29 protein-coding genes are annotated in these 23041 nt (G+C 40.5%); 25 read left to right on the top strand and 4 right to left on the bottom strand.

Annotation, left to right across the window (positions count from 1 at the left end; translation table 11 throughout):
• Positions 1–372 precede the first annotated feature (372 nt).
• A complete protein-coding gene (locus WJM97_RS03425; RefSeq protein WP_353931648.1) occupies positions 373–1452 on the bottom strand; it encodes a Gfo/Idh/MocA family oxidoreductase in 1080 nt (359 codons plus the stop codon).
• A gap of 519 nt (positions 1453–1971) precedes the next feature.
• Between WJM97_RS03425 and queC the strand changes: the two genes are divergently transcribed.
• The 5 genes from queC (at position 1972) to WJM97_RS03400 (ending at position 7520) form a co-directional block, all read left to right on the top strand.
• Positions 1972–2649, top strand: a complete 678-nt coding sequence (gene queC / locus WJM97_RS03420; RefSeq protein WP_353933097.1) for a 7-cyano-7-deazaguanine synthase QueC — start codon at positions 1972–1974, stop codon at positions 2647–2649.
• Between the two features lie 686 nt (positions 2650–3335).
• Positions 3336–3590: a hypothetical protein gene (locus tag WJM97_RS03415; RefSeq protein WP_353931647.1), complete on the top strand. Its 255-nt coding sequence runs from the start codon at positions 3336–3338 to the stop codon at positions 3588–3590.
• 429 nt (positions 3591–4019) lie between these two features.
• Entirely contained in the window at positions 4020–6227 is a 2208-nt protein-coding gene (locus WJM97_RS03410; protein WP_353931646.1) for a cation:proton antiporter, read from the top strand.
• A gap of 41 nt (positions 6228–6268) precedes the next feature.
• Positions 6269–6778: a hypothetical protein gene (locus tag WJM97_RS03405; RefSeq protein ID WP_353931645.1), complete on the top strand. Its 510-nt coding sequence runs from the start codon at positions 6269–6271 to the stop codon at positions 6776–6778.
• A gap of 4 nt (positions 6779–6782) precedes the next feature.
• A complete protein-coding gene (locus WJM97_RS03400) occupies positions 6783–7520 on the top strand; it encodes an AMIN domain-containing protein (RefSeq protein ID WP_353931644.1) in 738 nt (245 codons plus the stop codon).
• Between the two features lie 119 nt (positions 7521–7639).
• Here the strand turns inward: WJM97_RS03400 and WJM97_RS03395 are convergent, their stop codons facing one another.
• Together WJM97_RS03395 and WJM97_RS03390 are read right to left on the bottom strand one after the other, a co-directional pair.
• Entirely contained in the window at positions 7640–8179 is a 540-nt protein-coding gene (locus WJM97_RS03395) for a DUF3172 domain-containing protein (RefSeq protein ID WP_353931643.1), read from the bottom strand.
• A 152-nt stretch (positions 8180–8331) separates the two neighbouring features.
• Positions 8332–9024: a DUF305 domain-containing protein gene (locus WJM97_RS03390; protein WP_353931642.1), complete on the bottom strand. Its 693-nt coding sequence runs from the start codon at positions 9022–9024 to the stop codon at positions 8332–8334.
• A 278-nt stretch (positions 9025–9302) separates the two neighbouring features.
• On the opposite strand from WJM97_RS03390, the gene WJM97_RS03385 reads away from it, so the two are divergent.
• The 4 genes from WJM97_RS03385 to WJM97_RS03370 all read left to right on the top strand — a co-directional run bounded on the left by WJM97_RS03385 (position 9303) and on the right by WJM97_RS03370 (position 13383).
• Complete coding sequence (locus tag WJM97_RS03385) at positions 9303–9434, top strand: hypothetical protein (RefSeq protein ID WP_353931641.1); 132 nt, start codon at positions 9303–9305, stop codon at positions 9432–9434.
• 515 nt (positions 9435–9949) lie between these two features.
• Entirely contained in the window at positions 9950–12211 is a 2262-nt protein-coding gene (locus WJM97_RS03380) for a heavy metal translocating P-type ATPase (RefSeq protein WP_353931640.1), read from the top strand.
• Positions 12212–12222: 11 nt separating this feature from the next.
• Positions 12223–12750, top strand: coding sequence for a cupredoxin domain-containing protein (locus tag WJM97_RS03375; protein WP_353931639.1), 528 nt, complete (start codon positions 12223–12225; stop codon positions 12748–12750).
• A 219-nt stretch (positions 12751–12969) separates the two neighbouring features.
• Positions 12970–13383: a heavy metal-responsive transcriptional regulator gene (locus tag WJM97_RS03370; RefSeq protein WP_353931638.1), complete on the top strand. Its 414-nt coding sequence runs from the start codon at positions 12970–12972 to the stop codon at positions 13381–13383.
• Between the two features lie 179 nt (positions 13384–13562).
• Here the strand turns inward: WJM97_RS03370 and WJM97_RS03365 are convergent, their stop codons facing one another.
• Positions 13563–14039, bottom strand: coding sequence for an NAD(P)H-quinone oxidoreductase subunit N (locus tag WJM97_RS03365; RefSeq protein WP_353931637.1), 477 nt, complete (start codon positions 14037–14039; stop codon positions 13563–13565).
• Positions 14040–14905: 866 nt separating this feature from the next.
• On the opposite strand from WJM97_RS03365, the gene rplC reads away from it, so the two are divergent.
• The 16 genes from rplC to rplR all read left to right on the top strand — a co-directional run bounded on the left by rplC (position 14906) and on the right by rplR (position 23041).
• A complete protein-coding gene (gene rplC / locus WJM97_RS03360) occupies positions 14906–15544 on the top strand; it encodes a 50S ribosomal protein L3 (RefSeq protein WP_353931636.1) in 639 nt (212 codons plus the stop codon).
• A gap of 59 nt (positions 15545–15603) precedes the next feature.
• The gene (rplD, locus tag WJM97_RS03355; RefSeq protein WP_353931635.1) at positions 15604–16236 is read left to right on the top strand and encodes a 50S ribosomal protein L4; all 633 of its coding nucleotides are present in this window, start codon (positions 15604–15606) and stop codon (positions 16234–16236) included.
• On the top strand, positions 16229–16543 hold the full coding sequence (locus WJM97_RS03350) for a 50S ribosomal protein L23 (RefSeq protein ID WP_353931634.1): 315 nt from the start codon (positions 16229–16231) through the stop codon (positions 16541–16543). Before rplD ends, WJM97_RS03350 begins: the two co-directional genes overlap by 8 nt.
• 98 nt (positions 16544–16641) lie before the next feature.
• Positions 16642–17505 carry a 50S ribosomal protein L2 gene (gene rplB, locus WJM97_RS03345; RefSeq protein WP_353931633.1) on the top strand — a complete coding sequence of 288 codons (864 nt, stop codon included), beginning with the start codon at positions 16642–16644 and terminating at the stop codon, positions 17503–17505.
• A gap of 145 nt (positions 17506–17650) precedes the next feature.
• Entirely contained in the window at positions 17651–17929 is a 279-nt protein-coding gene (gene rpsS / locus WJM97_RS03340; protein WP_353931632.1) for a 30S ribosomal protein S19, read from the top strand.
• Positions 17930–18009: 80 nt separating this feature from the next.
• On the top strand, positions 18010–18366 hold the full coding sequence (rplV, locus tag WJM97_RS03335; protein ID WP_353931631.1) for a 50S ribosomal protein L22: 357 nt from the start codon (positions 18010–18012) through the stop codon (positions 18364–18366).
• A gap of 57 nt (positions 18367–18423) precedes the next feature.
• On the top strand, positions 18424–19179 hold the full coding sequence (rpsC, locus tag WJM97_RS03330; RefSeq protein WP_353931630.1) for a 30S ribosomal protein S3: 756 nt from the start codon (positions 18424–18426) through the stop codon (positions 19177–19179).
• Positions 19180–19259: 80 nt separating this feature from the next.
• Positions 19260–19685 (top strand): 50S ribosomal protein L16, encoded by a 426-nt coding sequence (gene rplP, locus WJM97_RS03325; RefSeq protein ID WP_353931629.1) that lies wholly within the window; start codon positions 19260–19262, stop codon positions 19683–19685.
• 3 nt (positions 19686–19688) lie between these two features.
• Positions 19689–19910: a 50S ribosomal protein L29 gene (gene rpmC / locus WJM97_RS03320; RefSeq protein ID WP_353931628.1), complete on the top strand. Its 222-nt coding sequence runs from the start codon at positions 19689–19691 to the stop codon at positions 19908–19910.
• 12 nt (positions 19911–19922) lie between these two features.
• Complete coding sequence (gene rpsQ, locus WJM97_RS03315) at positions 19923–20174, top strand: 30S ribosomal protein S17 (RefSeq protein ID WP_353931627.1); 252 nt, start codon at positions 19923–19925, stop codon at positions 20172–20174.
• Between the two features lie 42 nt (positions 20175–20216).
• Positions 20217–20585, top strand: coding sequence for a 50S ribosomal protein L14 (rplN, locus tag WJM97_RS03310; RefSeq protein WP_353931626.1), 369 nt, complete (start codon positions 20217–20219; stop codon positions 20583–20585).
• On the top strand, positions 20585–20932 hold the full coding sequence (gene rplX / locus WJM97_RS03305) for a 50S ribosomal protein L24 (RefSeq protein ID WP_353931625.1): 348 nt from the start codon (positions 20585–20587) through the stop codon (positions 20930–20932). Before rplN ends, rplX begins: the two co-directional genes overlap by 1 nt.
• Before the next feature lie 123 nt (positions 20933–21055).
• The gene (gene rplE, locus WJM97_RS03300; protein ID WP_353931624.1) at positions 21056–21601 is read left to right on the top strand and encodes a 50S ribosomal protein L5; all 546 of its coding nucleotides are present in this window, start codon (positions 21056–21058) and stop codon (positions 21599–21601) included.
• A gap of 23 nt (positions 21602–21624) precedes the next feature.
• Positions 21625–22026 carry a 30S ribosomal protein S8 gene (rpsH, locus tag WJM97_RS03295; protein WP_353931623.1) on the top strand — a complete coding sequence of 134 codons (402 nt, stop codon included), beginning with the start codon at positions 21625–21627 and terminating at the stop codon, positions 22024–22026.
• A 101-nt stretch (positions 22027–22127) separates the two neighbouring features.
• Positions 22128–22676: a 50S ribosomal protein L6 gene (gene rplF / locus WJM97_RS03290; protein WP_353931622.1), complete on the top strand. Its 549-nt coding sequence runs from the start codon at positions 22128–22130 to the stop codon at positions 22674–22676.
• A gap of 2 nt (positions 22677–22678) precedes the next feature.
• Positions 22679–23041 (top strand): 50S ribosomal protein L18, encoded by a 363-nt coding sequence (gene rplR, locus WJM97_RS03285; RefSeq protein ID WP_353931621.1) that lies wholly within the window; start codon positions 22679–22681, stop codon positions 23039–23041.

The following is a 23041-nucleotide window of genomic DNA, read 5'->3' as shown; positions in this document are numbered from 1 at the left end:
AGAAATTTTTTTTTGCAAGGGAAGGCTAGAAGTTAGAGTCAGAGGGAATCTGAGGTAGTAACAGTCCCGAATTTGAACTTTAGCCCTGTCACCTATTTCCTCTCATCTGCTAGGCATACTGAGATTTTTTTATCACCTACCTTACCTGAACATCCTGAAAAAATTCCTTCCACCTTAGCATTTACAATTTGAAACCTCCTGGTTGATATGGACTGGTGGTAACTCCTGCCAGTAGCATAATCAATTCAGAAGGTATTAGGAGAAAATTAATTTTCTCAGATCATCCGCACAGGTAAGGAGATAGGCAACAAAGTAAAAAGAAAAATAGAATATTTTTTCCTATCCTCCTCAACCATTCTTAGCCCTCTGCTTCTAAACTGTGGGCGTTAACGACTGTACTCGAGATTCTGATGGCCATTCTAATGGGTTCCAAACTCGCTCCTCTACTGCCATCTGTTCAATTAAACTAGCTAGTCTCAGAGCTTTGAGTGCTTGTTCACCGCCAACGGAAGGCTGATTACCACCATGGACACAGTTGACAAAATGCTCTAGTTCTGCACTCAGAGGTTGAATGTTAGTAGTATATACTTTTTCTATGACACCATCTTGTTTATAAAGTACCTGCCGATGGTCGTTGTGGGGATTGGTATTTTGACGATGAATCAGAATTTCATTTTTAAGGAAATCTGCTTCTGTGAAGGAATTTTTGCAATGGGCAACAATGCGGCGAATTTTGCGGTGAGTTACTTTACTAGCAGTAAGAGTGGCGACAATGCCATTGGCAAAACCCAAGGTGGCAGTCACATAATCTAAGTAACCAGAGTCTAGGGAACGAGTACCATTCGCTGTTAGTTTCACCACCGGAGAACCAGCTAGTTCCAACAACAAGTCAATGTCATGAATCATTAAGTCCAGAACCACGGAAACGTCGTTGGCTCTGGCTGAATAAGGACTCATGCGGTGAGCTTCTAAAGCTAGAACTTCCTCAGTTTTCAGGACTTGACTAAGTTCTCTAAAGGCCGGATTGAAACGCTCAATGTGACCTACTTGTAGAATACACTGAGATTCAGCAGCAGCGTTAACCAAAGATTCTGCTTCCGAAATACTAGCAGCTATTGGTTTTTCGATTAAAACATGAATTCCTGCTAACAGACAGTTGATGCCGACTGCATAATGCAACCGCGTAGGTACTGCAATACAGACAGCATCTACATGGGGTAGCAAGTCGCAGTAGTCTTCAAAAAAACGGACTTTGTATTTACTGGCAGTTTCTAGGCCTCGTTCCACGTTAATATCAGAAACCCCTACCAGTTCAACATCTTTCATTGAACTTAGTACACGGGTGTGATGTTGTCCCATGTTACCCACACCAATCACGCCTATGCGGATTGTTCGTGGCTGGTTACGCTGTGAATATAGATTTGGTTCTGCCACTGACATGCTATTTTGCACTATTATTTTCTCCTCAACCACCAAATTTAAAGACGCTACGGTCGTTGGCATTTATACTGAATTACCAGGTGCAATCCGTCTAAAACCATCCAGATGGTAACATAGTGGTTCTATTTATGAAGAATTTCAAAGTTTGCATTCAGTTCCCACTATATTGTCAACTTTTGGATAGATTGTTATTAATTGCACTGTGGTTTGTAATTAACACATGAAATATTGTGTTTTTTGGTTGACTTGACAATCCTTGTAATAACTATGTGATAGTTATCAGGTGTCACTTAGGCAATTAGTAATTTAAACCACTACTTGATTGTCCAGGGATAAATAAGTTACATTTTTGATTAAGTAAAATTATCAATGATTGTAGTTTTCTACAAAATTGTCTGTAACAATGTTGCTATGGATACTGTAAATCACTTTTTCCATTTTGAATTTAATTTTCTGTTTGTTGCATTTTGTTGATTGTCTCACCTTTTGGCTGAAATTGGTGTTAATGATTTTTTGAGACTTTGTTCCATGATGAAAGCTGTAATTCTGTTATCTGGAGGATTAGATTCTTCTACTGTTATCTATCAAGCTAAGGCTGATGGTTGTGAATGTTACGCAATTTCTTTTGATTATCAGCAGCGACACCAAAGAGAGTTACAGTCAGCTATGTTAGTGGCTAAATCGGTAGGAGTTGTTCAACATCAAATAGTAAATTTTGATTTACGTTTATGGGGTGGTTCAGCTTTGACAGATAATGCGATTGCACTTCCTCAAGCTCGTTCTTTTGATGAAATGTCTGAAAATATTCCTGTAACTTATGTTCCTGCCCGGAATACTATCTTTTTAAGTTTTGCTTTGGGCTATGCTGAAACTATTGGCGCACAACGGGTATATATTGGTGTTAATGCGTTGGATTACTCTGGTTATCCTGATTGTCGCCCTGATTATATCCAAGCAATGCAGGAAGTTTTCCGTTTGGGAACTAAACAAGGAAGAGAAGGGCAACCTATTAAAATTATTGCACCCTTAATTGATTTGAAAAAAACTGAAATTATCCAATTAGGTAATCAGTTGGGTGTACCTTGGGATTTAACCTGGTCTTGTTATGCTGGTGGGGAAAAAGCTTGTGGTGTTTGTGATTCCTGTCGGTTGCGGTTAGCTGCCTTTAGTGAGCTAGGCAGAGAAGACCCTGTAGAATACATGCACTAAGTAGGTAAGCGTTAAAAATTGTCGTGATGACAAGGCAGGAGGGAAGAGGTTTTGAGCAATTTTACATTTTGTTACATACCTTGGTTTTTTCTTGCCGACTTACTTATGTTCACAAGAAATAATAGGAATTAGTATTAGGAATTAGTATTTAGAGTTTGCCATCACTCAATTTTTGGCATTTTGGCAGATTTCCCAAGAGTTGTGTTGCTATTCTAGATGCGCGAATGTCTTTGTGCGATAATTCCGACTTGCAGAATCCCTCGGTTAATCACTGGGGGGATTTTTTATTTGGTGTTGCATAAAAATCAAAGTCATTTCCAAATAATTGTAAGTGCCTACATTTTAGTCAGTTTTGCAAATTGCGAAATTAGAGTGTTATGGATAGTGGAAGATCAGCAAACTGACGATCAATCAACTGAATATCTTCTAAACTTGTAATCATACCAGGAAATATCATCTCTTTGTCAGACTGTACCGAGTTTTTTGAACCTGATTTATTTCTGTGTGTTTACTTTGTATTATTTACGGTTATTTCCTGATGAATTTTGGAAAATATTGATACAGAATTGGTATAGGTTAGACAAAGCAAACGGTAATTAATTTGCCTTTCATAATCACAGTTTGTTCTGATTTTTTTAATTAGACTCACCTGGAAGAAAAATACATCAGTAAACACAAATTCCACTGTGGACAGTTTATCAACACAGATTCCAGTTTCTTCGCAACATCCAGAGAATCACTTGAAAGGATTAAGAATAGGAATTAGAGATGATAAAGCAGCGACAGCAAAGCTCTCCGCAGGAATCGCAGGAGTCAAAGAAGAATTTATTGTTTCTCTTGTGTTCATTCCTCCTTGTCCCGGTTGCCTTTTTAGTTTTGGTAGTTATCTTAGTTCTGCTTGCACCAATAGTCAAAGATCAGGAACATTGTCAATAGTTTGAAGTTAAGGGGGAAAAATCACAATAAAGCCTATAAACTTTATTCTTTCCCCCGTAGCACTTTATATAATGCTGAATAAATAAACATTAAACCCAAAGAATTACTGAGAATTAGGTTGCCTATTACCTGAATATTTGAAAACATACCAATAAAAATATTAATTACTGGAAATTAGTAACAATAATTAATAAAAGCTAATCCAGCGAATATAATTAAATACTGTCTGCTAATAAAAGAGACATAGATAGTTGAGAATAAACAAAAATCTGTTATCTTGAGCCTTTAAGCTTTTGAAATATCAACTTAATAAATTGAGGTTATTAACAGAGTAGTATAGTAATGAACCTGTATTATATTTTAATCGGGTTGACATTTTACTATTCTTTAAAGAATTATCTTAGAGAAACCGGATAGCAGTAGGTAAGAAAACGATGCACACAGTTATTATCGTTCTGGTGGAAGTGCTAATTGTGATTGGCATATCAAGATTAGTAGGATTAGCATTTCGAGCAATTAAGCAACCATTAGTAATTGGTGAGATTGTTGCTGGCATCATGTTAGGACCATCATTCTTGGGTTTAATTGCTCCCCAGGCAGCAGCTACACTGTTTCCCCCAGAAGCTGTTCCCTTCCTGAATGTTTTATCTCAGGTAGGACTAATATTTTTTATGTTTTTGATTGGTTTGGAGTTAAATCCTAAATATCTGAGCGGTAACTTACCAGCAGCGATTCTAATTTCAAATATCAGCATAATTGTACCTTTTTCTTTAGCAGGAATTTTATCTTTACTGCTTTATCCTTTAGTTGCTAATGAAAGTGTATCTTTTACCGCATTTGCTTTATTTTTAGGTGCAGCAATGTCAATCACGGCATTTCCTGTCTTGGCAAGAATTATCACTGAAAATAACTTACAAGGAACACGTTTAGGGACATTAGCTTTAACCTGCGCTGCCGTTGATGATGTGACAGCATGGTGTATTTTAGCTGTAGCGATCGCAGTAGCTCGGAATGGTAGCATTGATCAACAAGCAATTCTCACTATTTTTGCTAGTCTTGTTTATATTGCCTTAATGTTCACTGTTGGGCGGTGGTTTCTCAAGCGTCTCCTTAAACATTATCGCCGGGCAGGAAAGTTAAGCCAATTTGTTTTAGCCATAATTTATATGGCAGTTGTTGCTTCTGCATTAATTACAGAATTTATCGGTATTCACTTAATTTTTGGAGCATTTTTATTAGGTGCAGTCATGCCCAAAAATGCCGAATTAATTAGAGAAATAGCCGTAAAAACTGAGGATTTTGTTTTAATATTTCTCCTACCTGTATTTTTTGCCTACAGTGGTTTAAGAACACAAATTGGTTTACTTAACCGTCCAGAATTATGGTTACTATGTGGATTAGTTTTAGCAGTCGCAATTGCTGGTAAATATTTTGGTGCTTATGTTGCCGCCCGCATCAGTGGTATTAACAAACGAGAAGCATCAGCCCTGGGTTGGTTAATGAATACTCGCGGTTTAACAGAATTAATTGTTTTAAATATTGGTCTAGAGTTAGGAGTAATTTCACCTTTACTATTTACCATGTTAGTTGTGATGGCTTTGGTGACAACGTTTATGACATCACCATTATTAGAATGGACATATCCAAAACGATTAATCAAATTAGATGTCTTAGATGTAGTTGAACCAGAACCAGAAGAAGAAATAAATACAGAAGTAATAGAAACCGTAGAATCTTTTGCTAGTCCCTATCGAATTTTAGTCCCTGTTGCTAACCCCAGTACACAAAAAGGGTTACTAGAATTAGCTGTAGCTATAGCTATTAACTACCGACAACCGGCAATTATCAATCCTCTCAGCTTAATAGAATTAGAAGAAAACTATGGTTTTGAAAGTACACCAGCAGAAGCAAACCGCCTCATTATCGAACGTCGCCAGGAATTGGAAGAATTGATTAATACTTTAGAACCCTTCATCACTGGTTCTTACATACATCCTATCGTGCGGATTTCCAGTAACGTGGCCAGAGAAACTGCCCAAATTGCCCAAATAGAACAACCAGATTTAATATTAGTAGGATGGCATCGGCCAGCTTTTAGTAATAATCGTTTGGGTGGAAGAGTTGGACAAATTCTCACCACTGCCCCCGTAGATGTAGCCGTGTTTATAGATAAAGGTAGCGATCACCTAGAAAGTCTATTAGTTCCTTACTCCGCCAATATCCATGATGATTTGGCATTGATTTTAGCCTTAAGATTATTGATCAATCGTGATACTTGTATGTTGCAAATTTTGCAAGTCTTAACAGCAAATAATGGCCAAGAAGAATTGAGTTATGAACTCCAAGCCATGATTGAGAAATTACCAAAAAGTGTACGTGATCGCATAGAAATCAAAACTATTAACGAACCAGAAATCATGCAAGCTGTAGTGGAAACTTCCGAACAAGTTGATCTAACCATTGCTGGTACAAGTCGCGCTTGGGGTATTGAAAGACAAACTTTAGGCAGATACACCGACGAACTAGCAATCAAATGTCGTTCTTCTCTACTTATCACCCGTCGTTACAGTCAAGTTACCGCTCATCTGAGTTCTCTACTACTAGAAGTTAACAAACAAGAAATAATTCATAGCAGGGAATAGGGAATAGAGAATGAGGAATAAGTAATAACTAATCACTAATCATGAATGACTTCAACTTTAAATTTTTAGCAACTTCTGGAATAGCGATCGCCTCAGCTTTAGTATTATTCAAAACCGTCACCGCTTACGGCGAAAATCATCTCCGTGCTACTTCCCTGATACACACCCGCTATCATCTTCAGATAAACCAAAACTTGCCAAATTGTCAAAAAACAAACAAACTAATCTTAAAAATTCAACAATCTGGCATTTACATCAATGCCGCCCTATTACCAATTAAAACCAACGCAGCCACAAAAACACCCCTTAACCTCACAGGTAAATTCAAAGATCAAAAATTAACACTATCAGGAAACATTAACACTGGTATTTTCTGTCAAAATTCTAGTGTCCAGAATCATCAAATCCAACCAATCACCATCCAAATGTCACAACTGACTCAAGAATATATACCTGGACAAATCAAAATCAACAACATACCTAAAACCTTAGAATTTACAGCCTTACCGCAAACCAAGAAAAAACCAATTTCCCAAATACAAAACCATTAAGATTATGAGCAAAAAACTTCAAATCAGGAAGCTTTTACCATTTAATTTATTACAAGTCAGCGTATTAAGCTTATATGCAGTAATTAACCTCAACTCTGAATTTACTCTGGCAGCAACTACTGTAAAACTCAATCAATGGCAGTTTAACCCTAAATCTCAAAAATTAGAAATCACCCTTTCCGCAGCCACCAAACCCGAATATTTCTACCTCAATCAACCCCCACGCTTAGTAGTAGACTTACCCAACACCCAATTAGGTAAAGTTGAAACCAAAAAAACCTATCCTGCAACCATGCAAAAAGTGCGTGTTTCCCAATTCACATCCAACATTACCCGCATAGTCATAGACTTAGAACCGGGAACTTTTATTGATGTCAACCAAGTCAAATTACAATCGCTTTCTTCCCAAAACCCCACGCGCTGGGTATTAAGTTCACCTCCTCCAAATCATAATACCAATCTCATCAACCCCCCATCATCTGACCCAATGATGACTCTCCCACCACCATCCACCAATTTACCCTCAAATCCACAGCCTTTCGTCATCGTACCACCACCTAATTCTCAGAACACAACTCAACTATCTAACTTAAATATTATTCCCCCTAATTCTGCTGAGAATAATAATATGGTGACACTTCCTAACTATCCTCCTAATTTTCCCAATCCTCAGAACAACAATAACCAAATCCTTGAAATTCCTATTATTGAATTTGGTCAACCACTACCAATTATCAAATAAAAACAAGGAACAGGAAACGGGAAATAAATGAGCAAAACAGAGATTTCTGTTTTTCCCAAAAATGTTTAATTGATTTTTTTCAGGTACTTATAACTTCTGACTCCTAAATCATCAAAGGCTTAAAATCTTTCTGTATCCTGAGTAGGACCGACTGCACCTGGTTGAGATAAGAAGAAATTTTGAGCAGATTCATTCTGATATATACACCTAATATCTGGCTTCTCACTATCTAAATCGCCAGTAAAGCCAAAAGTATTGAGGCGGTTTTTACACTCTCGCACCTGATCCGAGGTAATAAGTCTTTTATTTTCCAAAATAGCCCAGTTGTTTGTACGCAATACACATCCAGGACGAATATTAGGCTGGGCAACATAAACATTAAAAGGGTTGAGAGTTACAAACAACCTTGCATCCATCACCATTGCACTAGCACCATACTGGACACAAATTTCTGGGTTTGGTGCTTTAGTATCAATAAAATCACGGGAAGCCACATTAGATGGACTCAAAGTAGCTGTAGAACTAAAAGCAATACCAATTCCGATCCCTAAAATTAGCACCCCTCCCAAAATTGCAATAGTGGTGAAATTAAATAGAGGAGATTGGAAAGCGGAGGGTTTAGAAGTAGTAGGTGTTCTACCTGTTGATTTACGTCTCATGTTTGTTTAATCACCTTCATGCCAACTTGAGAGGGAGTTATTGATTCTCTCTACTTCAGTATGACGAGTTTATAGGAAAATTGTCTCTGATGTTCCACTTAATTCTTATGACTATTTTACTGTGGGTATTTTGTTTATATTGAAAATTGAGACTACTTGTTATACCAAGCTTTACGCCACTGTTTCATTTGCTTAATCTCTGTGTCTTGGGCTTTGATAATTTCGGCTGCTAATTTTTTAATTTCAGGACGTTGAGACTTTTGTAAGGCATCTTTCCCCATAACTACAGCCGCTTCATGGTGAGGAATCATTGCATTAATAAAGCGCAGGTCAAATTCTGTATCAGCTGCACCTAAGTCCATGTTCATCATCATGGCTTGCTTTTGCTCAGAGGACATCTCCATGTCATGACCCATTTTGGCATCATAAGCCATTGGTTTATCTCCCGCTTTGGGATACCAAGCTGCACGCCACTGTTGCATCTGGGTAATTTCTTGGTTTTGGGCTTTGATAATTTCGGCTGCTAATTTTTTGATTTCAGGGCGTTGAGATTTTTGCTGTGCTTCTTTTGCCATTACCGTTGCGCCTTGATGGTGCGGAATCATGGCATCTATAAACCGCAAATCATAATTAGCATCGGCTGGGCCTAAATCCATATCGTGGTTCATACCATTACTATGCTCATGAGGCATTGAACCACTACCATGGTTCATAGTTTGCTTATCGCTAGTATCCGTAGCAGTTGTAGAACAAGCTGTTAAGAAGCTGCTAGAAACGGAGGCGATCGCTACTAAGGTCAATGACAAAAAGCTGTTTTTCAGAGTAAAATGTTTCATAGGGATCATCTAAATATTTCCTAATTTCATTTTTAAATATCCAGTTGGCTGGAGAGTCAAGTCTTTAATTTATTCACAAAGTGACTGTTGCACTTACTATTATTGGTAAACTTCGCCGAATTTATAGACAAATATAGTCATCTATAGTCATTAATCACACAGAAGTCAGCTAAAATCACTTATACAGCTTTTCTTGTGCAAAGAGAACTGAGCAAGAATTTTGTGCATTATCAGCCCGAAGATATGTTAGTATATATGGGCGAATATTTCCAGAAACCAGTTAGTGTATGCAAGTAGTCGAGCGGCATATCATTCAAAGAAATCATCCCCATTATCAAGAGATTGATAAATTGTGTTTTGCTGCCAAAAACCTCTACAATTATGCTAACTTCCATATTCGCCTGTCAATGGTAGTTTGAATATTTTACGAAAAGTAGTCCCGACAGCATTTAGTCTAGGGATAGAGGGCGTTGTAGTCCGCCCCGTCGGGGTTATTCCCGGCAAACGAAAGGCATGAGATATTTGTCTATGTTTTTTGGAACTATACGAATACATACAAATATGGAATCTGCATGAAATCTTTATACCTCAGTAGGTAGAAATATTGGCGTTGCTGAATTGAAGATATGAAATCAAAAAAATCAAACTCTCACTCTCTGCGACTCTGCGTGAAAAAAAATCACACTCTTAATCAGCAACGCCGAAATATTTATTATTTCACTAGCATGACGCAATTGCACCCAAAAATCTTTAACTTTAGTGAAAAGGCAACCACTCCATCTAAATTTCTAAGTGTAAGCACTCACAAATCTGCATTTAATATGTGCTTAAAAAAATTCTTCAGCCTGAACTCTTGACTCTCCAGTTGACTGGAGAATTTAAGATGAAATCAGTGAGTTGTTAGTTAACGCCACTTAGTAACTGGAGCAGCCAAATGGAGAATAGCATACTCAAACTGCGCGGCATGAGTTGTGCCTCTTGTGCCAAAAGTATTGAAAATGTGATTAATTCTGTTCCCGGTGTCAATGAATGTATTGTGAATTTTGGAGCAGAACAGGCCACAGTTAAATATGACCCTAGAAAAACTAATTTAGAAGCCATTCAAGAAGCGGTAGATGCAGCAGGTTACTCTGCCTACCCACTCCAAAAACAGAACCTAATGGCAGGAGAAGATGATGTCCAGAAAAGGCATCGCTTCCGAGAATCCCGCGATTTAATCCGAAAGGTGGCGGTAGGAGGCATCATTAGCACTGTGTTAGTGATAGGTTCATTGCCTATGATGACAGGGTTGCACTTATCCTTGATCCCAGTATGGCTACACAATCCTTGGGTACAGTTGATACTCACTACTCCAGTACAGTTCTGGTGTGGTTATTCCTTCTACATTAACGGTTGGAAAGCTTTGAAACGTCATGCTGCCACAATGGATACTCTAATTGCTTTAGGTACAAGTGCAGCGTATTTTTATTCCCTATTTCCTACCTTATTTCCCAGCTTTTTTATCAATCAGGGGTTAACACCAGATGTATATTATGAGACGGCTGCTGTTGTCATTACCCTGATTTTACTAGGCAGACTATTTGAAAATCGCGCCAAAGGACAAACTTCAGAAGCTATCCGTCAGCTGATTGGGTTACAAGCTAAAACAGCGCGTTTAATTCGTAATGGACGAGAAGTAGATGTCCTAATCGAAGAAGTGCAGATTGGAGATGTCATACTGGTTCGTCCTGGCGAGAAAATTCCTGTTGACGGGGAAGTAATTGAGGGAGCATCCACAATTGATGAAGGGATGGTGACAGGGGAAAGTGTGGCGGTTAAAAAACAACCAGGTGATGAAGTGATTGGAGCTACCATTAACAAAACTGGGAGTTTCAAGTTTCGAGCCACACGAGTCGGTAGTGATACTGTACTAGCTCAGATTGTCCAATTAGTACAGCAAGCACAGGGTTCTAAAGCCCCAATTCAGAGATTAGCAGATCAAGTGACCGGATGGTTTGTACCTGCGGTAATTGCGATCGCACTGCTCACTTTTATCATTTGGTTTAATTTTACAGGCAACGTGACTTTAGCACTAATTACCACCATTGGGGTACTAATTATCGCCTGTCCTTGTGCGCTGGGTTTAGCCACACCAACATCTGTAATGGTAGGAACTGGTAAAGGTGCAGAAAATGGCATTTTGATTAAAGGCGCTGAAAGCTTAGAACTAGCGCACAAAATTCAAACAATCGTGCTAGACAAAACTGGAACTATCACTCAGGGTAAACCAACAGTCACCGATTTTGTCACCGTCAATGGTACTGCTAATAGCAACGAAATCAAGTTAGTGCAACTTACGGCATCTGTGGAACGCAATTCCGAACATCCATTGGCAGAAGCTGTTGTCAGATATGCTCAATCTCAAGAAGTGACGTTAGCAAATGTCAGAGAGTTTGAAGCAATTATAGGCAGTGGTGTAAAGGGTATAGTTTCTAATAATCTCGTACAAATTGGCACACAACCCTGGATGTCAGAATTAGGTATTGACACCCAAGCCTTGCAACCAGATAAAGAGCGTTTGGAATATCTAGGTAAAACGGCGATTTGGATTGCAGTTGACGGACAAATTCAGGGATTAATGGGGATTTCTGATGCCATCAAACCTACCTCCATACAGGCAGTTCGCGCTTTGCAAAAACTGGGTTTAGAAGTAGTAATGCTCACAGGAGATAATCGGCGCACCGCAGAAACCATCGCCCGTGAAGTTGGAATCCAGGGTGTTTTGGCTGAAGTCCGCCCCGACCAAAAAGCCGCTACAGTGCAGAAACTACAATCAGAAGGAAAGATTGTAGCTATGGTTGGTGATGGTATTAATGATGCACCAGCACTAGCCCAAGCCGATGTAGGAATAGCAATTGGCACTGGAACAGATGTAGCGATCGCTGCCAGTGACATCACACTCATCTCCGGTGACTTACGAAGCATTGTCACAGCCATTCAACTTAGCAATGCCACAATTCGTAACATTCGTCAAAACCTATTCTTCGCCTTCATCTACAACGTTGTTGGTATTCCGATTGCTGCGGGTATTTTGTTCCCCATCTTTGGCTGGTTACTTAACCCCATCATTGCAGGTGCAGCAATGGCATTTAGTTCAGTTTCAGTAGTTACGAATGCCCTACGTCTGCGTAAATTTGAAGCTAAAACAGTAGCATAAGGAGGTAGCAAATGTTGAGTAAAGTAATTCTTAGCAGTATAGCAGGCTTGGGATTAGCATTCAGTGTTGCCTCAGATCAAGTAGTTGCACAGATAAATAATGAAATGCCAGCTACCCAGCGATTGCAGACAACTCAGTTTCGTCATATTGAGCAACCATTCTGGGTAAAAGGTGCAGTTACAACAGCTGGCTTGGGGCTAATCGGACTAGAAATATGGTGGTTTCTCCTCAGTAAACCAAAACCCCAAACAGCCAAAGCTCATAATGGGATTCAAGAAATTGATATTACTGTAGATGGAGGCTACGAACCTAGCCGAATTATAATCAATGCAGGTCAAAGAGTCCGCCTTAATTTCCTACGTCGTGATCCTAGTAGTTGTCTTGAAGAAATACGCCTACCTGATTTCCATATCGCCAAAAACCTACCACTCAACGAAGTCACACCCATTGAGTTCACATCCAATAAACCAGGTACTTATACTTTCAACTGCGGTATGAATATGTATCGTGGTGTTGTGGAAGTAAAGTCTGCCACATAATCCAGTAGCAGATATAGCAGGTGACAGGGAACAGGTGACAGGTGACAGGTGACAGTCCTAAAAGTCTTTCAGTGTCTAAGTTTTAGTTCTGTTTAATGTCCTAACCGCCTTGTCCATTGCTATAATTAGCATAATGATCCTGTTCTCACTTGACTCTCTAGTTAGATGGAGAGTTTAAAATCGGGTAAATAAACTTATCTAAGATCAGAGCAGCTAAATATGTTAGTCCAAGAAGAGCCAAAACTCATTGGTAATATTGCCAAGTCTAGTGGTGTACCTATTAAAACTATTCGCTACTATGAAGAACTTGGTCTACTTAAATCATCAGCAAGAACGGAAGGTGGATTTAGATTATTTAACTCTGATGTTTTGGAGCGACTACACTTTATTAAACGCGCTCAAAGCTTAGGATTAAGCTTGTCAGAGATTAAGGAATTTTTAAATGTTCATGATGAAGGGGAATTACCTTGTGAGCATATAAAAATTAAATTAGAAGATAAGATTAAAACTATTGATGAAAAAATCCGGCAATTACTTATTTTGAGACAAGAATTATCAGGATTAGTTTCTGGTTGGGAAACCATACCTGAAAATCCTGAAAAAACAATTTGTCCTATTATTGAAAGAAATTAAACAATCAAGCCGATCAAGAAATTCGTAACTGGTAATATAGCGATCTGCACTTAGATTTAGTTCCAAAGTTAACTGCATAATCCCTACCCTAAAAGACTTTCAACCTTGTTTCCTAACATAACATAATCAGAGTCAGCAGTCGGTTAAAACACAACTGACCACTGACAACTGACCATTGACTAACTAGCTAACAGAGTTTTTTCTAGTGAAGTCCAACGGAAATAGCGATCGCCACCCCGTTCAATCACCACCTTTACCCGTGGTTCTAATTTAGGCAAATTAGCCAAATACTCCACTTCCTGATCAGAAAGGATATGTCCCTCAATGATCCATAACAACAAACCCTTAGACTTAGGTGGTAGATGTTGCAAATGAGAATCAATCATAGGAGGTAAATAATACACCTCACCTACCGCTGCACCGCTACCAGTGCTTTTTTTACCCAGATGAGGAGGTCTCACACCATGAACTCCCTTCAAATAAGCCGCAACATCACCCAGTCCCCTAGCGGTAATATGGAGGTTAGTATAACCAGTAGCCCTTAAACGACGGCGATAGCGACCCTCGTAGCCTCCTTCCAAAGGAACATACACACCCAGAGAACCAAACTTCTCCAAATCGCGAATGAAACCGTTACCAGTGGTAATTAGTGCCATAGATTTTCCTATTATCCCACTTAGATATTTATTTAGATATTTATATTATTCACCCTTTAATGGTAGATTAAGTGAGATTAAGTCACATAATTTTAGGAATTATTGAGCATCATCAAGATCCTTAGCCCCTAACTTATCATTTAGTTAAGCTTCCAGGAAAAGATGCCCAATACACCACTAGACAAAAATAAATCAATGATTTATATTATTAGATTGTGACCAAAGTAAAAATCAGCTAGTCATTTTAGCTTATCACTCTCAAAAAAGCGTACTCATCATTTTTATTTGATGATTGCAATCTCTCCAGATATAATTAATAAATCTGGAAAGAAAGTACAAGAGACTGCTAAACTAGAGAAACTTTTAGGTCAAAAACAGAAGCCAAAGGCTGTTAAACCACAGCCCGCTTGAAGCTCCAGCCCAAATTCACTCCCGCAGCCCCTAAAAAAAGGCAAGACCTCGAACATAAAGTTTAAGGTATTTACAGAAGTAGATTCTGAAAAGCAAGTTTCAGGAAAAGGATACTGAATGATACACATCATTTAAGTCCCACTACAACCGGAGAGTGCCAGAGCAATTGCTTGGACGAAAGCAATGCTGCACAAAGCGCAAAGCAATCACGTCTTGCATTGATTATGCAGTATTAACTTCAGATAGTGAAGTTAAATATTACTGTTCTGGTGGCCAAAAGAGTGAAAATCCAACGGATTTATCAAACATTAGGGACGCAGATTATCTGTTTAGTCGCAACTATTTGTACTGTTTAACAACAGTCCGAATTTAGGGTAAATACCCTCGACCTAAGCAAAATCATTGCCCTAGAATCCGATTCCAAGGTCAGCAAATAGAAAGGAGAACCAGTAACTGTGTCTGTAGGTATTCTCGGCACCAAGCTGGGCATGACCCAAATCTTTAACGAAGAAGGAGTAGCCATTCCTGTCACCGTCGTTAAGGTAGGTCCATGCACTGTCACACAAGTTAAAACAAAACAGACCGACGGTTACTCAGCCATCCAAGTTGGATATGGCGAAGTTAAACCCAAGGCATTGAACAGACCAAAACTAGGACACCTAGCTAAATCAGATGCCCCTGCATTGCGCCACTTAAACGAGTATCGCACTGATGCCGTAGGCAATTATGCTTTAGGTCAAGAGATTAAAGCAGACATCTTTAGTGAAGGTCAAATTGTAGATGTAGTTGGAACAAGCATTGGTCGCGGTTTTGCCGGCAACCAAAAGCGGCATAACTTTGGTCGTGGACCTATGTCTCACGGTTCTAAAAACCACAAAGAACCTGGTTCTATTGGTGCAGGTACAACCCCTGGTCGTGTTTATCCTGGCAAAAGGATGGCAGGTAGATTAGGTGGAACTCGCGTCACAATTCGCAAACTGACAGTAGTGAAAGTAGACGTAGAGCGTAACTTACTACTAATAAAGGGAGCTATTCCCGGCAAACCAGGTGGATTAGTCAACGTATTACCCACCAATAAAGTTGGTAACAAATAGATTTAGTTGTTTAGCCGTCAGCATCAACTGACCACTGGCAACCGAAAAAGGACACAAAAATGGTTGAGAGTGTAGTTAAAAATTGGCAAGGAGACCAAGTTGGCCAAACCAGCTTTGAGTTAAAAGTTGCCAAAGAAGAAACAGCAGCGCACATAGTACATCGCGCCCTAGTTCGACAAATGACCAATTCTCGCCAAGGTACAGCCAGCACTAAAACCCGTGCAGAAGTACGAGGTGGAGGTCGCAAACCTTGGAGACAAAAAGGTACAGGTCGCGCCCGTGCAGGTTCTATCCGCTCACCCTTATGGCGTGGTGGTGGTGTCATCTTTGGTCCCAAACCCAGAGACTTCAACATCAAACTTAACCGTAAAGAAAGACGTTTAGCACTACGGACGGCCTTTGTTAGTCGTGCTGAAGACCTAATTGTTGTAGAAGAATTTAGTAACGAACTACAACGCCCTAAAACCAAGGAACTGGTAGCAGCATTAGCTCGTTGGGGAGTAGCACCAGAACAAAAAAGCTTGTTAATTTTGTCCGAAGTTGCAGAAAACGTCAGTTTATCAGCCCGCAACATCGAAAACGTCAAACTTATCGCAGCTGATCAGTTGAATGTTTACGACTTGCTCCACGCTGACAAAGTTGTAGTTACACCAGCAGCATTAGAAAAAATTCAGGAGGTCTACAGTGCCTAACTTTGACCCCCGTAACCTGGCTGACCTAGTACGTCGCCCGATTTTAACCGAAAAAGCGACAGTGATGATGGAGCAAAACAAATACACATTTGAAGTCACTCCAAAATCCACAAAGCCCCAAATTAGAGCAGCAATTGAAGACTTATTCCAAGTCAAAGTTGTCAAAGTCAACACATCCTTACCACCACGGAAAAAACGCCGTGTAGGTAAATTTATCGGTTTCAAACCCCAATACAAACGGGCAGTTGTCACCGTGGCGGAAGGGGACGCAGAGAAGATCAGACAAGTTCTGTTCCCAGACGTTTAAGAATTGGAGAATGGCGAATCAGGAATTAAAAACAAGATTTGATTACCTATTCACCAATCACCAATTACCAATTATCAGTTAGAAAGACAAAATTACTTATGGGTACTCGTTCTTATCGCCCTTATACCCCCAGTACTCGCCAAGTTACAATCTCCGACTTTGCGGAAATCACCAAATCCAAACCTGAAAAGTCACTGATAGAATCAGTTCATCGTGCCAAAGGTCGGAATAATCAAGGGCGGATAACCAGCCGTCGTCGGGGAGGCGGACATAAACAACTATACCGGATCATCGATTTTAAAAGAAATAAAAGAGATATCTCGGCTATCGTTACAGCAGTTGAATACGATCCTAACCGGAATGCGCGCATTGCCCTAGTTCAATATGAAGATGGGGAAAAGCGTTATATTTTACATCCTAATGGTTTGAAAGTAGGCACAACAATTATTGCTGGTGTTGATGCTCCTATTGAAGATGGTAATGCTTTACCTCTGTATAGGATTCCTACAGGTACTAACGTCCACAACGTGGAAATGACACCCGGAAAAGGTGGACAAATTGTACGTGCGGCCGGTGCGACAGCCCAAGTTATGGCAAAAGAAGGTGATTACGTTACCCTCAAATTGCCTTCTGGCGAATTTCGGATGATTCGCCGGGAATGTTACGCCACCATTGGACAAGTAGGCAACACAGAAGCAAGAAACCTCAGTGCTGGTAAAGCCGGACGTAACCGCTGGAAAGGTCGTCGCCCTAAAGTTAGAGGTAGTGTAATGAACCCAGTAGACCACCCACATGGTGGTGGTGAAGGTAGAGCGCCTATCGGTAGATCAGGCCCTGTTACTCCCTGGGGTAAACCAACTTTAGGTGCTAAGACCCGTAAGCGTAACAAGGCAAGTAATAAACTGATTGTACGTCGCCGTCGTAAGTCATCTAAACGCGGTCGTGGTGGTCGTCAGTCTTAGAATTTTAGATTTTAAATTTTGGATTTTAGATTTCGTTTACTTGTTGTGAGTATTCACAAAACAGCGAGTCTCACCAAAAAACAGAAACATCCAAAATCCGAAATTCTCAATCCAAAATCAGCAATCCAAAATCCAAAAAAGCACTATGGGTCGTTCTTTAAAAAAAGGTCCTTTCATTGCTGATCATTTACTCAGCAAAATTGAAAAGCTCAACGCTAACAACGAAAAGCAAGTTATCAAAACTTGGTCAAGAGCCTCAACAATCCTGCCAATGATGGTGGGTCATACCATTGCTGTTCATAACGGTAAACAACACGTTCCCGTATTTGTAAACGAGCAAATGGTAGGGCATAAATTGGGTGAGTTTGCACCAACACGCCCCTACAGAGGGCATGGTCGAAGTGACAAAAAATCAGGCAGGTAAGCGGTCATTAGTCAGTAGTCAGTGGTCAGTCACAAACAACTGATAACTTACATCTGACAAATGACAAGATGGAGAAAATTATGGCAACTGATACTACAGAAGTTAAAGCGATCGCTCGTTATATCCGCATATCTCCTTACAAAGTACGACGTGTACTTGACCAAATCAGGGGACGTTCTTACAGAGAAGCACTAATAATACTGGAATTCATGCCCTACAGAGCTTGTGATCCAGTGTTAAAAGTATTAAGAAGTGCAGCTGCTAACGCTGAACATAACGAGGGTCTAGAACGGGCAGATTTAGTCATCACTCAAGCTTATGCTGACCAAGGTCCTGTCCTAAAACGGTTTCAACCCAGAGCGCAAGGGCGAGCTTACCAAATTCGCAAGCCGACGTGTCATATCACCGTAGCTGTCGGTGCTGCTACTGCCAAATAAGCAATCATACAGACACTAACTAACTGCGTACAGTAAGAAATTTTAGAGGAAGCATTTGTGGGACAGAAAATTCATCCAGTCGGTTTTCGTCTGGGAATTACAAGAGAACATCAATCCCGTTGGTTTGCGGTTCCTGACCGCTATCCAGAACTGCTACAGGAAGACCATAAACTCCGCCAGTACATAGATCAAAAACTAGGTAAAAAGGCTCAAAACAACGCAGGTATTTCCGAAGTACGTATTGAGCGCAAAGCTGACCAAATTGACCTAGAAGTCAGAACAGCAAGACCTGGTGTTGTAGTCGGTCGCGGTGGACAAGGTATAGAAGCACTACGTACGGGACTCCAAGAACTATTGGGTAGTAACCGTCAAATTCGCATTAACGTAGTTGAGGTTCAAAAAGTTGATGCTGATGCTTCTTTGATTGGTGAATACATTGCTCAACAATTAGAGCGTCGTGTTTCCTTCCGTCGAGTAGTACGCCAAGCTATTCAACGCGCTCAAAGAGCGGGAGTGCAGGGAATTAAAATTCAAGTTAGTGGTCGCCTCAACGGAGCAGAAATTGCTCGGACAGAGTGGACAAGAGAAGGTAGAGTTCCTCTACACACCCTCCGGGCTGACATTGACTATGCTTACTGCACAGCCCAAACAATTTACGGGATTCTCGGAATCAAGGTTTGGGTATTTAAGGGAGAAATTATCCCTGGGCAAGAAGAAATTCCTTCCCAACCAACCACAAGAGAGCGTGAGCCACGTCGTCGTCAACAACAACGCCGTCGCCAGCAATTTGAAGACCGTTCCAACGAAGCGTAAGAGGTGATAGGTGATAGGTGACAGGAAAAAGCCAATTACCAATTACCAATTACCAATTACTAATTACCAATTAGCAAATCATGTTAAGTCCTAAGAGAACTAAATTCCGCAAACAACAACGCGGACGGATGGAGGGTTTAGCACACCGTGGCAGCACCCTTAATTTTGGGGATTTTGCTCTCCAGGCACAAGAACCTTCTTGGATTACATCTCGGCAAATAGAAGCTTCTCGTCGAGCTATGACCCGTTACATCCGTCGGGGTGGTAAAATTTGGATCCGGATTTTTCCTGACAAGCCCATCACCATGCGTCCCGCAGAAACCCGGATGGGTTCAGGTAAAGGTAATCCAGAATTTTGGGTAGCTGTAGTGAAACCAGGCAGAATCTTATTTGAGATTGCTGGTGTTTCTGAAGAAGTAGCCCGTGAAGCAATGCGCTTGGCTTCTCATAAACTACCCATTAAAACTAAGTTCATTGTGCGACCCCAAATACAGGAGCAGGATTAGGTCATGCCTCTTCCCAAGATTTCAGAAGCTAGAGAATTAACTGATGAAAAACTGTCTGAGGAAATAGTTGCCGTTAAAAAAGCACTATTTCAGTTGCGCTTACAAAAAGCTACTAGACAGCTAGAAAAACCTCACCAGTTCAGACACGCCCGCCATCGTTTAGCCCAACTACTCACTGTAGAGGGAGAACGTCAAAGGGCAGTAAGTCAAACGACTAAGGAATAAAAGTAGGAGACTATGGCAGTCAAAGAACGAGTTGGCTTGGTAGTGAGCGATAAAATGCAAAAAACAGTGATAGTCGCTGTGGAAAACCGCGCTCCTCACCCCAAGTACGGCAAAATCATAGTTAAAACCCGGCGCTATAAAGCTCATGATGAAGAAAATTCCTGTAAAGTGGGCGATCGCGTCCGCATTCAGGAAACCAGACCCCTGAGCAAAACCAAGCGTTGGCAAATCACAGAAATCCTTAACGCTAAAGCTACAACATAAATAGTTGTTATCCACTTAACAACTCTCATCGGGAGACTAATTGTGATCCAACCCCAAACTTATCTGAACGTTGCAGATAATAGCGGTGCCAAAAAACTTATGTGTATCCGCGTATTAGGTGCAGGTAATCGCCGCTACGGTGGCGTAGGCGACAGAATTATCGCCGTTGTCAAAGAGTCTTCACCCAACATGGCTGTAAAAAAGTCTGATGTGGTAGAAGCAGTAATTGTTCGTACTCGAAAAAGTATCAACCGCGACAGTGGTATGAGCATTCGTTTTGATGATAACGCCGCAGTCATCATCAACAAAGAAGGTAATCCCAGAGGTACACGGGTGTTTGGACCTGTAGCACGGGAATTACGCGATAAAAACTTTACTAAAATAGTTTCTCTCGCGCCGGAGGTGCTGTAATGGCAAAGCCAAAACCCAAAGTATTTCACAAAATGCACGTCAAGACTGGTGACACAGTACAAGTGATAGCTGGTAAAGATAAAGGTAAAATTGGTGAAATCATCAAATCCTTACCCGAAACCAGCAAAGTGCTAGTCAAAGGTGTGAACATCAAAACTAAACACGTTAAGCCTCAGCAAGAAGGTGAATCTGGGCAAATTGTTACCCAAGAGTATCCTATCCATAGCTCTAACGTCATGCTTTATTCTAACAAGCAAAACGTCGCTAGTCGGATTTGCTACACTTTCACCGCTGAAGGTAAGAAAGTACGGATGTTAAAGAAAACAGGCGAGATTTTAGATAAATAAGCCTGTAAGCGGGGCAAGATTTTAGATGTTAATCGGTTGAGATATTTTTAATTTCAAATCCAAAATCTAAAATCCAAAATCTAAAATTCCCTGACCAAGACCAGGGATAATCAGGAAAAAACTATGGCGACAACCAGACTCAAAACTTTATATCAAGAGACAATTGTCCCCAAGCTAACTCAGCAGTTTCAATACACCAACGTTCATCAAGTACCTAAGGTGGTCAAAATAACTGTTAACAGAGGTTTGGGAGAAGCTGCTCAAAATGCTAAAGCGTTAGAAGCATCTTTAAGTGAAATAGCTTTAATTACTGGTCAAAAACCAGTAGTAACAAGAGCCAAAAAGGCGATCGCTGGCTTTAAAATTCGTCAAGGTATGCCCGTTGGCATCATGGTGACTCTCAGAGGCGAACGGATGTACGCCTTTCTCGACCGACTAATTAGCCTATCACTACCTAGAATCCGTGACTTTCGTGGTATTAGCCCCAAAAGCTTTGATGGCAGAGGTAACTACACTCTAGGTGTAAGAGAACAGCTAATTTTTCCAGAAGTCGAGTACGACAGCATTGATCAAATCCGTGGTTTAGATATTTCTATCATCACCACAGCTAAAAACGACGAAGAAGGTCGTGCTTTACTCAAGGAAATGGGAATGCCCTTTCGCGATTAATAAGTTCATCTAAAGAGGGAAAGATGGCGGCTAACGACACAATTGCAGATATGCTGACGCGCATCCGCAATGCTAATCTGGCAAGGCATCAAACTACACAAGTGCCAGCAACAAAAATGACTCGTAGTATCGCTAAGGTACTACAAGAAGAAGGCTTTATTGCTGAATGTACAGAATCTGGTGAAGGGATTAATACCAACCTAGTCATTTCTCTGAAATACAAAGGTAAAACTCGTCAACCCCTGATCACAGCACTAAAACGGATAAGTAAGCCTGGATTACGTGTTTACTCGACCAGGAAAGAACTACCCAAAGTATTAGGTGGTATAGGTATTGCCATCATTTCTACATCCAGTGGAATTATGACTGACCGCGAAGCGCGTCGTCAAAATGTGGGTGGTGAAGTGCTTTGCTACATTTGGTAGTCTTCAAAATGCTCAAAACAGGCATTTGTGAACGTCAATAGTCAGTTCCACATAAAACTGACAACTGACAACTGACAACTGACAAAGGACAAAATTAAGTCATGTCTCGTATTGGTAAACGTCCAATTACTATTCCCGCCAAAGTACAAGTGGCAATTGATGGCACAAAGGTAGTAGTTAAGGGCCCAAAAGGCGAACTATCTCGTGAACTATCTCACACTATTGTCATTGCCCAAGAAGGCGAAACAATATTGGTAACCCGCCGGAACGAAACCCGTGTAGCTAGACAAATGCACGGTCTCAGCCGGACATTAATTGCCAACATGGTAGAAGGTGTTTCTGAAGGTTTCCAACGCCGTTTGGAACTGCAAGGTGTAGGCTATCGCGCCCAAATGCAAGGAACTAAACTTGTACTGAATATTGGCTACAGTCATCAAGTTCAAGTAGATGCACCAGAGGGAATCAATTTCAAAGTAGAAAATAACACTAACATTATTGTCAGTGGTTACGACAAAGAAATTGTAGGCAACACAGCAGCTAAAATCCGTGACTTCCGTCCACCTGAACCTTACAAAGGTAAGGGTATCCGCTATGCAGGTGAAGTGGTCAGACGGAAAGCTGGTAAGACTGGTGGTAAAGGTAAGAAGTAAATATGAAACTTACTCGAAGAGAATCAAAACAACGTCGTCATCGGCGTGTACGTGGAAAAATCAGCGGTTCGCCAGACAGACCACGCCTATCTATATTCCGATCTAACGAGCATATTTATGCTCAGGTAATTGATGATACACAGCATCAAACTCTTGTATCAGCATCTACTGTAGAACCGGATTTGAAAGCAAGTCTATCCTCTGGCTCTAACTGTGATGCTTCCGCCCAAGTTGGTAAATTGATAGCAGTGCGTCTATTAGAAAAAGGCATCAACAAAGTCGTTTTTGACCGTGGTGGCAACCTTTATCATGGACGTGTTAAAGCACTAGCTGAAGCTGCGCGTGAAGCTGGTTTAGATTTCTAA

This window comes from Okeanomitos corallinicola TIOX110, from assembly GCF_038050375.1.
Classification (GTDB): domain Bacteria; phylum Cyanobacteriota; class Cyanobacteriia; order Cyanobacteriales; family Nostocaceae; genus Okeanomitos; species Okeanomitos corallinicola.
Note: the sequence above shows the minus strand (reverse complement) of the source record. Positions and strands in the feature narration are given on the sequence as shown.

Coding starts and splice junctions, on each gene's coding strand:
- rpsH (WP_353931623.1), top strand. CDS start 21,625: ATGGCGGCTAACGACACAATTGCAGATATGCTGACGCGCATCCGCAAT.
- rplR (WP_353931621.1), top strand. CDS start 22,679: ATGAAACTTACTCGAAGAGAATCAAAACAACGTCGTCATCGGCGTGTA.
- WJM97_RS03395 (WP_353931643.1), bottom strand. CDS start 8,179: ATGAGACGTAAATCAACAGGTAGAACACCTACTACTTCTAAACCCTCC.
- rplB (WP_353931633.1), top strand. CDS start 16,642: ATGGGTACTCGTTCTTATCGCCCTTATACCCCCAGTACTCGCCAAGTT.
- rplX (WP_353931625.1), top strand. CDS start 20,585: ATGGCAAAGCCAAAACCCAAAGTATTTCACAAAATGCACGTCAAGACT.
- WJM97_RS03380 (WP_353931640.1), top strand. CDS start 9,950: ATGGAGAATAGCATACTCAAACTGCGCGGCATGAGTTGTGCCTCTTGT.
- rplD (WP_353931635.1), top strand. CDS start 15,604: ATGGTTGAGAGTGTAGTTAAAAATTGGCAAGGAGACCAAGTTGGCCAA.
- rplF (WP_353931622.1), top strand. CDS start 22,128: ATGTCTCGTATTGGTAAACGTCCAATTACTATTCCCGCCAAAGTACAA.
- rpsS (WP_353931632.1), top strand. CDS start 17,651: ATGGGTCGTTCTTTAAAAAAAGGTCCTTTCATTGCTGATCATTTACTC.
- rplV (WP_353931631.1), top strand. CDS start 18,010: ATGGCAACTGATACTACAGAAGTTAAAGCGATCGCTCGTTATATCCGC.
- WJM97_RS03400 (WP_353931644.1), top strand. CDS start 6,783: ATGAGCAAAAAACTTCAAATCAGGAAGCTTTTACCATTTAATTTATTA.
- rpmC (WP_353931628.1), top strand. CDS start 19,689: ATGCCTCTTCCCAAGATTTCAGAAGCTAGAGAATTAACTGATGAAAAA.
- rplP (WP_353931629.1), top strand. CDS start 19,260: ATGTTAAGTCCTAAGAGAACTAAATTCCGCAAACAACAACGCGGACGG.
- WJM97_RS03365 (WP_353931637.1), bottom strand. CDS start 14,039: ATGGCACTAATTACCACTGGTAACGGTTTCATTCGCGATTTGGAGAAG.
- WJM97_RS03370 (WP_353931638.1), top strand. CDS start 12,970: ATGTTAGTCCAAGAAGAGCCAAAACTCATTGGTAATATTGCCAAGTCT.
- rplE (WP_353931624.1), top strand. CDS start 21,056: ATGGCGACAACCAGACTCAAAACTTTATATCAAGAGACAATTGTCCCC.
- queC (WP_353933097.1), top strand. CDS start 1,972: ATGAAAGCTGTAATTCTGTTATCTGGAGGATTAGATTCTTCTACTGTT.
- rpsQ (WP_353931627.1), top strand. CDS start 19,923: ATGGCAGTCAAAGAACGAGTTGGCTTGGTAGTGAGCGATAAAATGCAA.
- WJM97_RS03385 (WP_353931641.1), top strand. CDS start 9,303: ATGCAAGTAGTCGAGCGGCATATCATTCAAAGAAATCATCCCCATTAT.
- WJM97_RS03375 (WP_353931639.1), top strand. CDS start 12,223: ATGTTGAGTAAAGTAATTCTTAGCAGTATAGCAGGCTTGGGATTAGCA.
- WJM97_RS03405 (WP_353931645.1), top strand. CDS start 6,269: ATGAATGACTTCAACTTTAAATTTTTAGCAACTTCTGGAATAGCGATC.
- WJM97_RS03390 (WP_353931642.1), bottom strand. CDS start 9,024: ATGATCCCTATGAAACATTTTACTCTGAAAAACAGCTTTTTGTCATTG.
- WJM97_RS03410 (WP_353931646.1), top strand. CDS start 4,020: ATGCACACAGTTATTATCGTTCTGGTGGAAGTGCTAATTGTGATTGGC.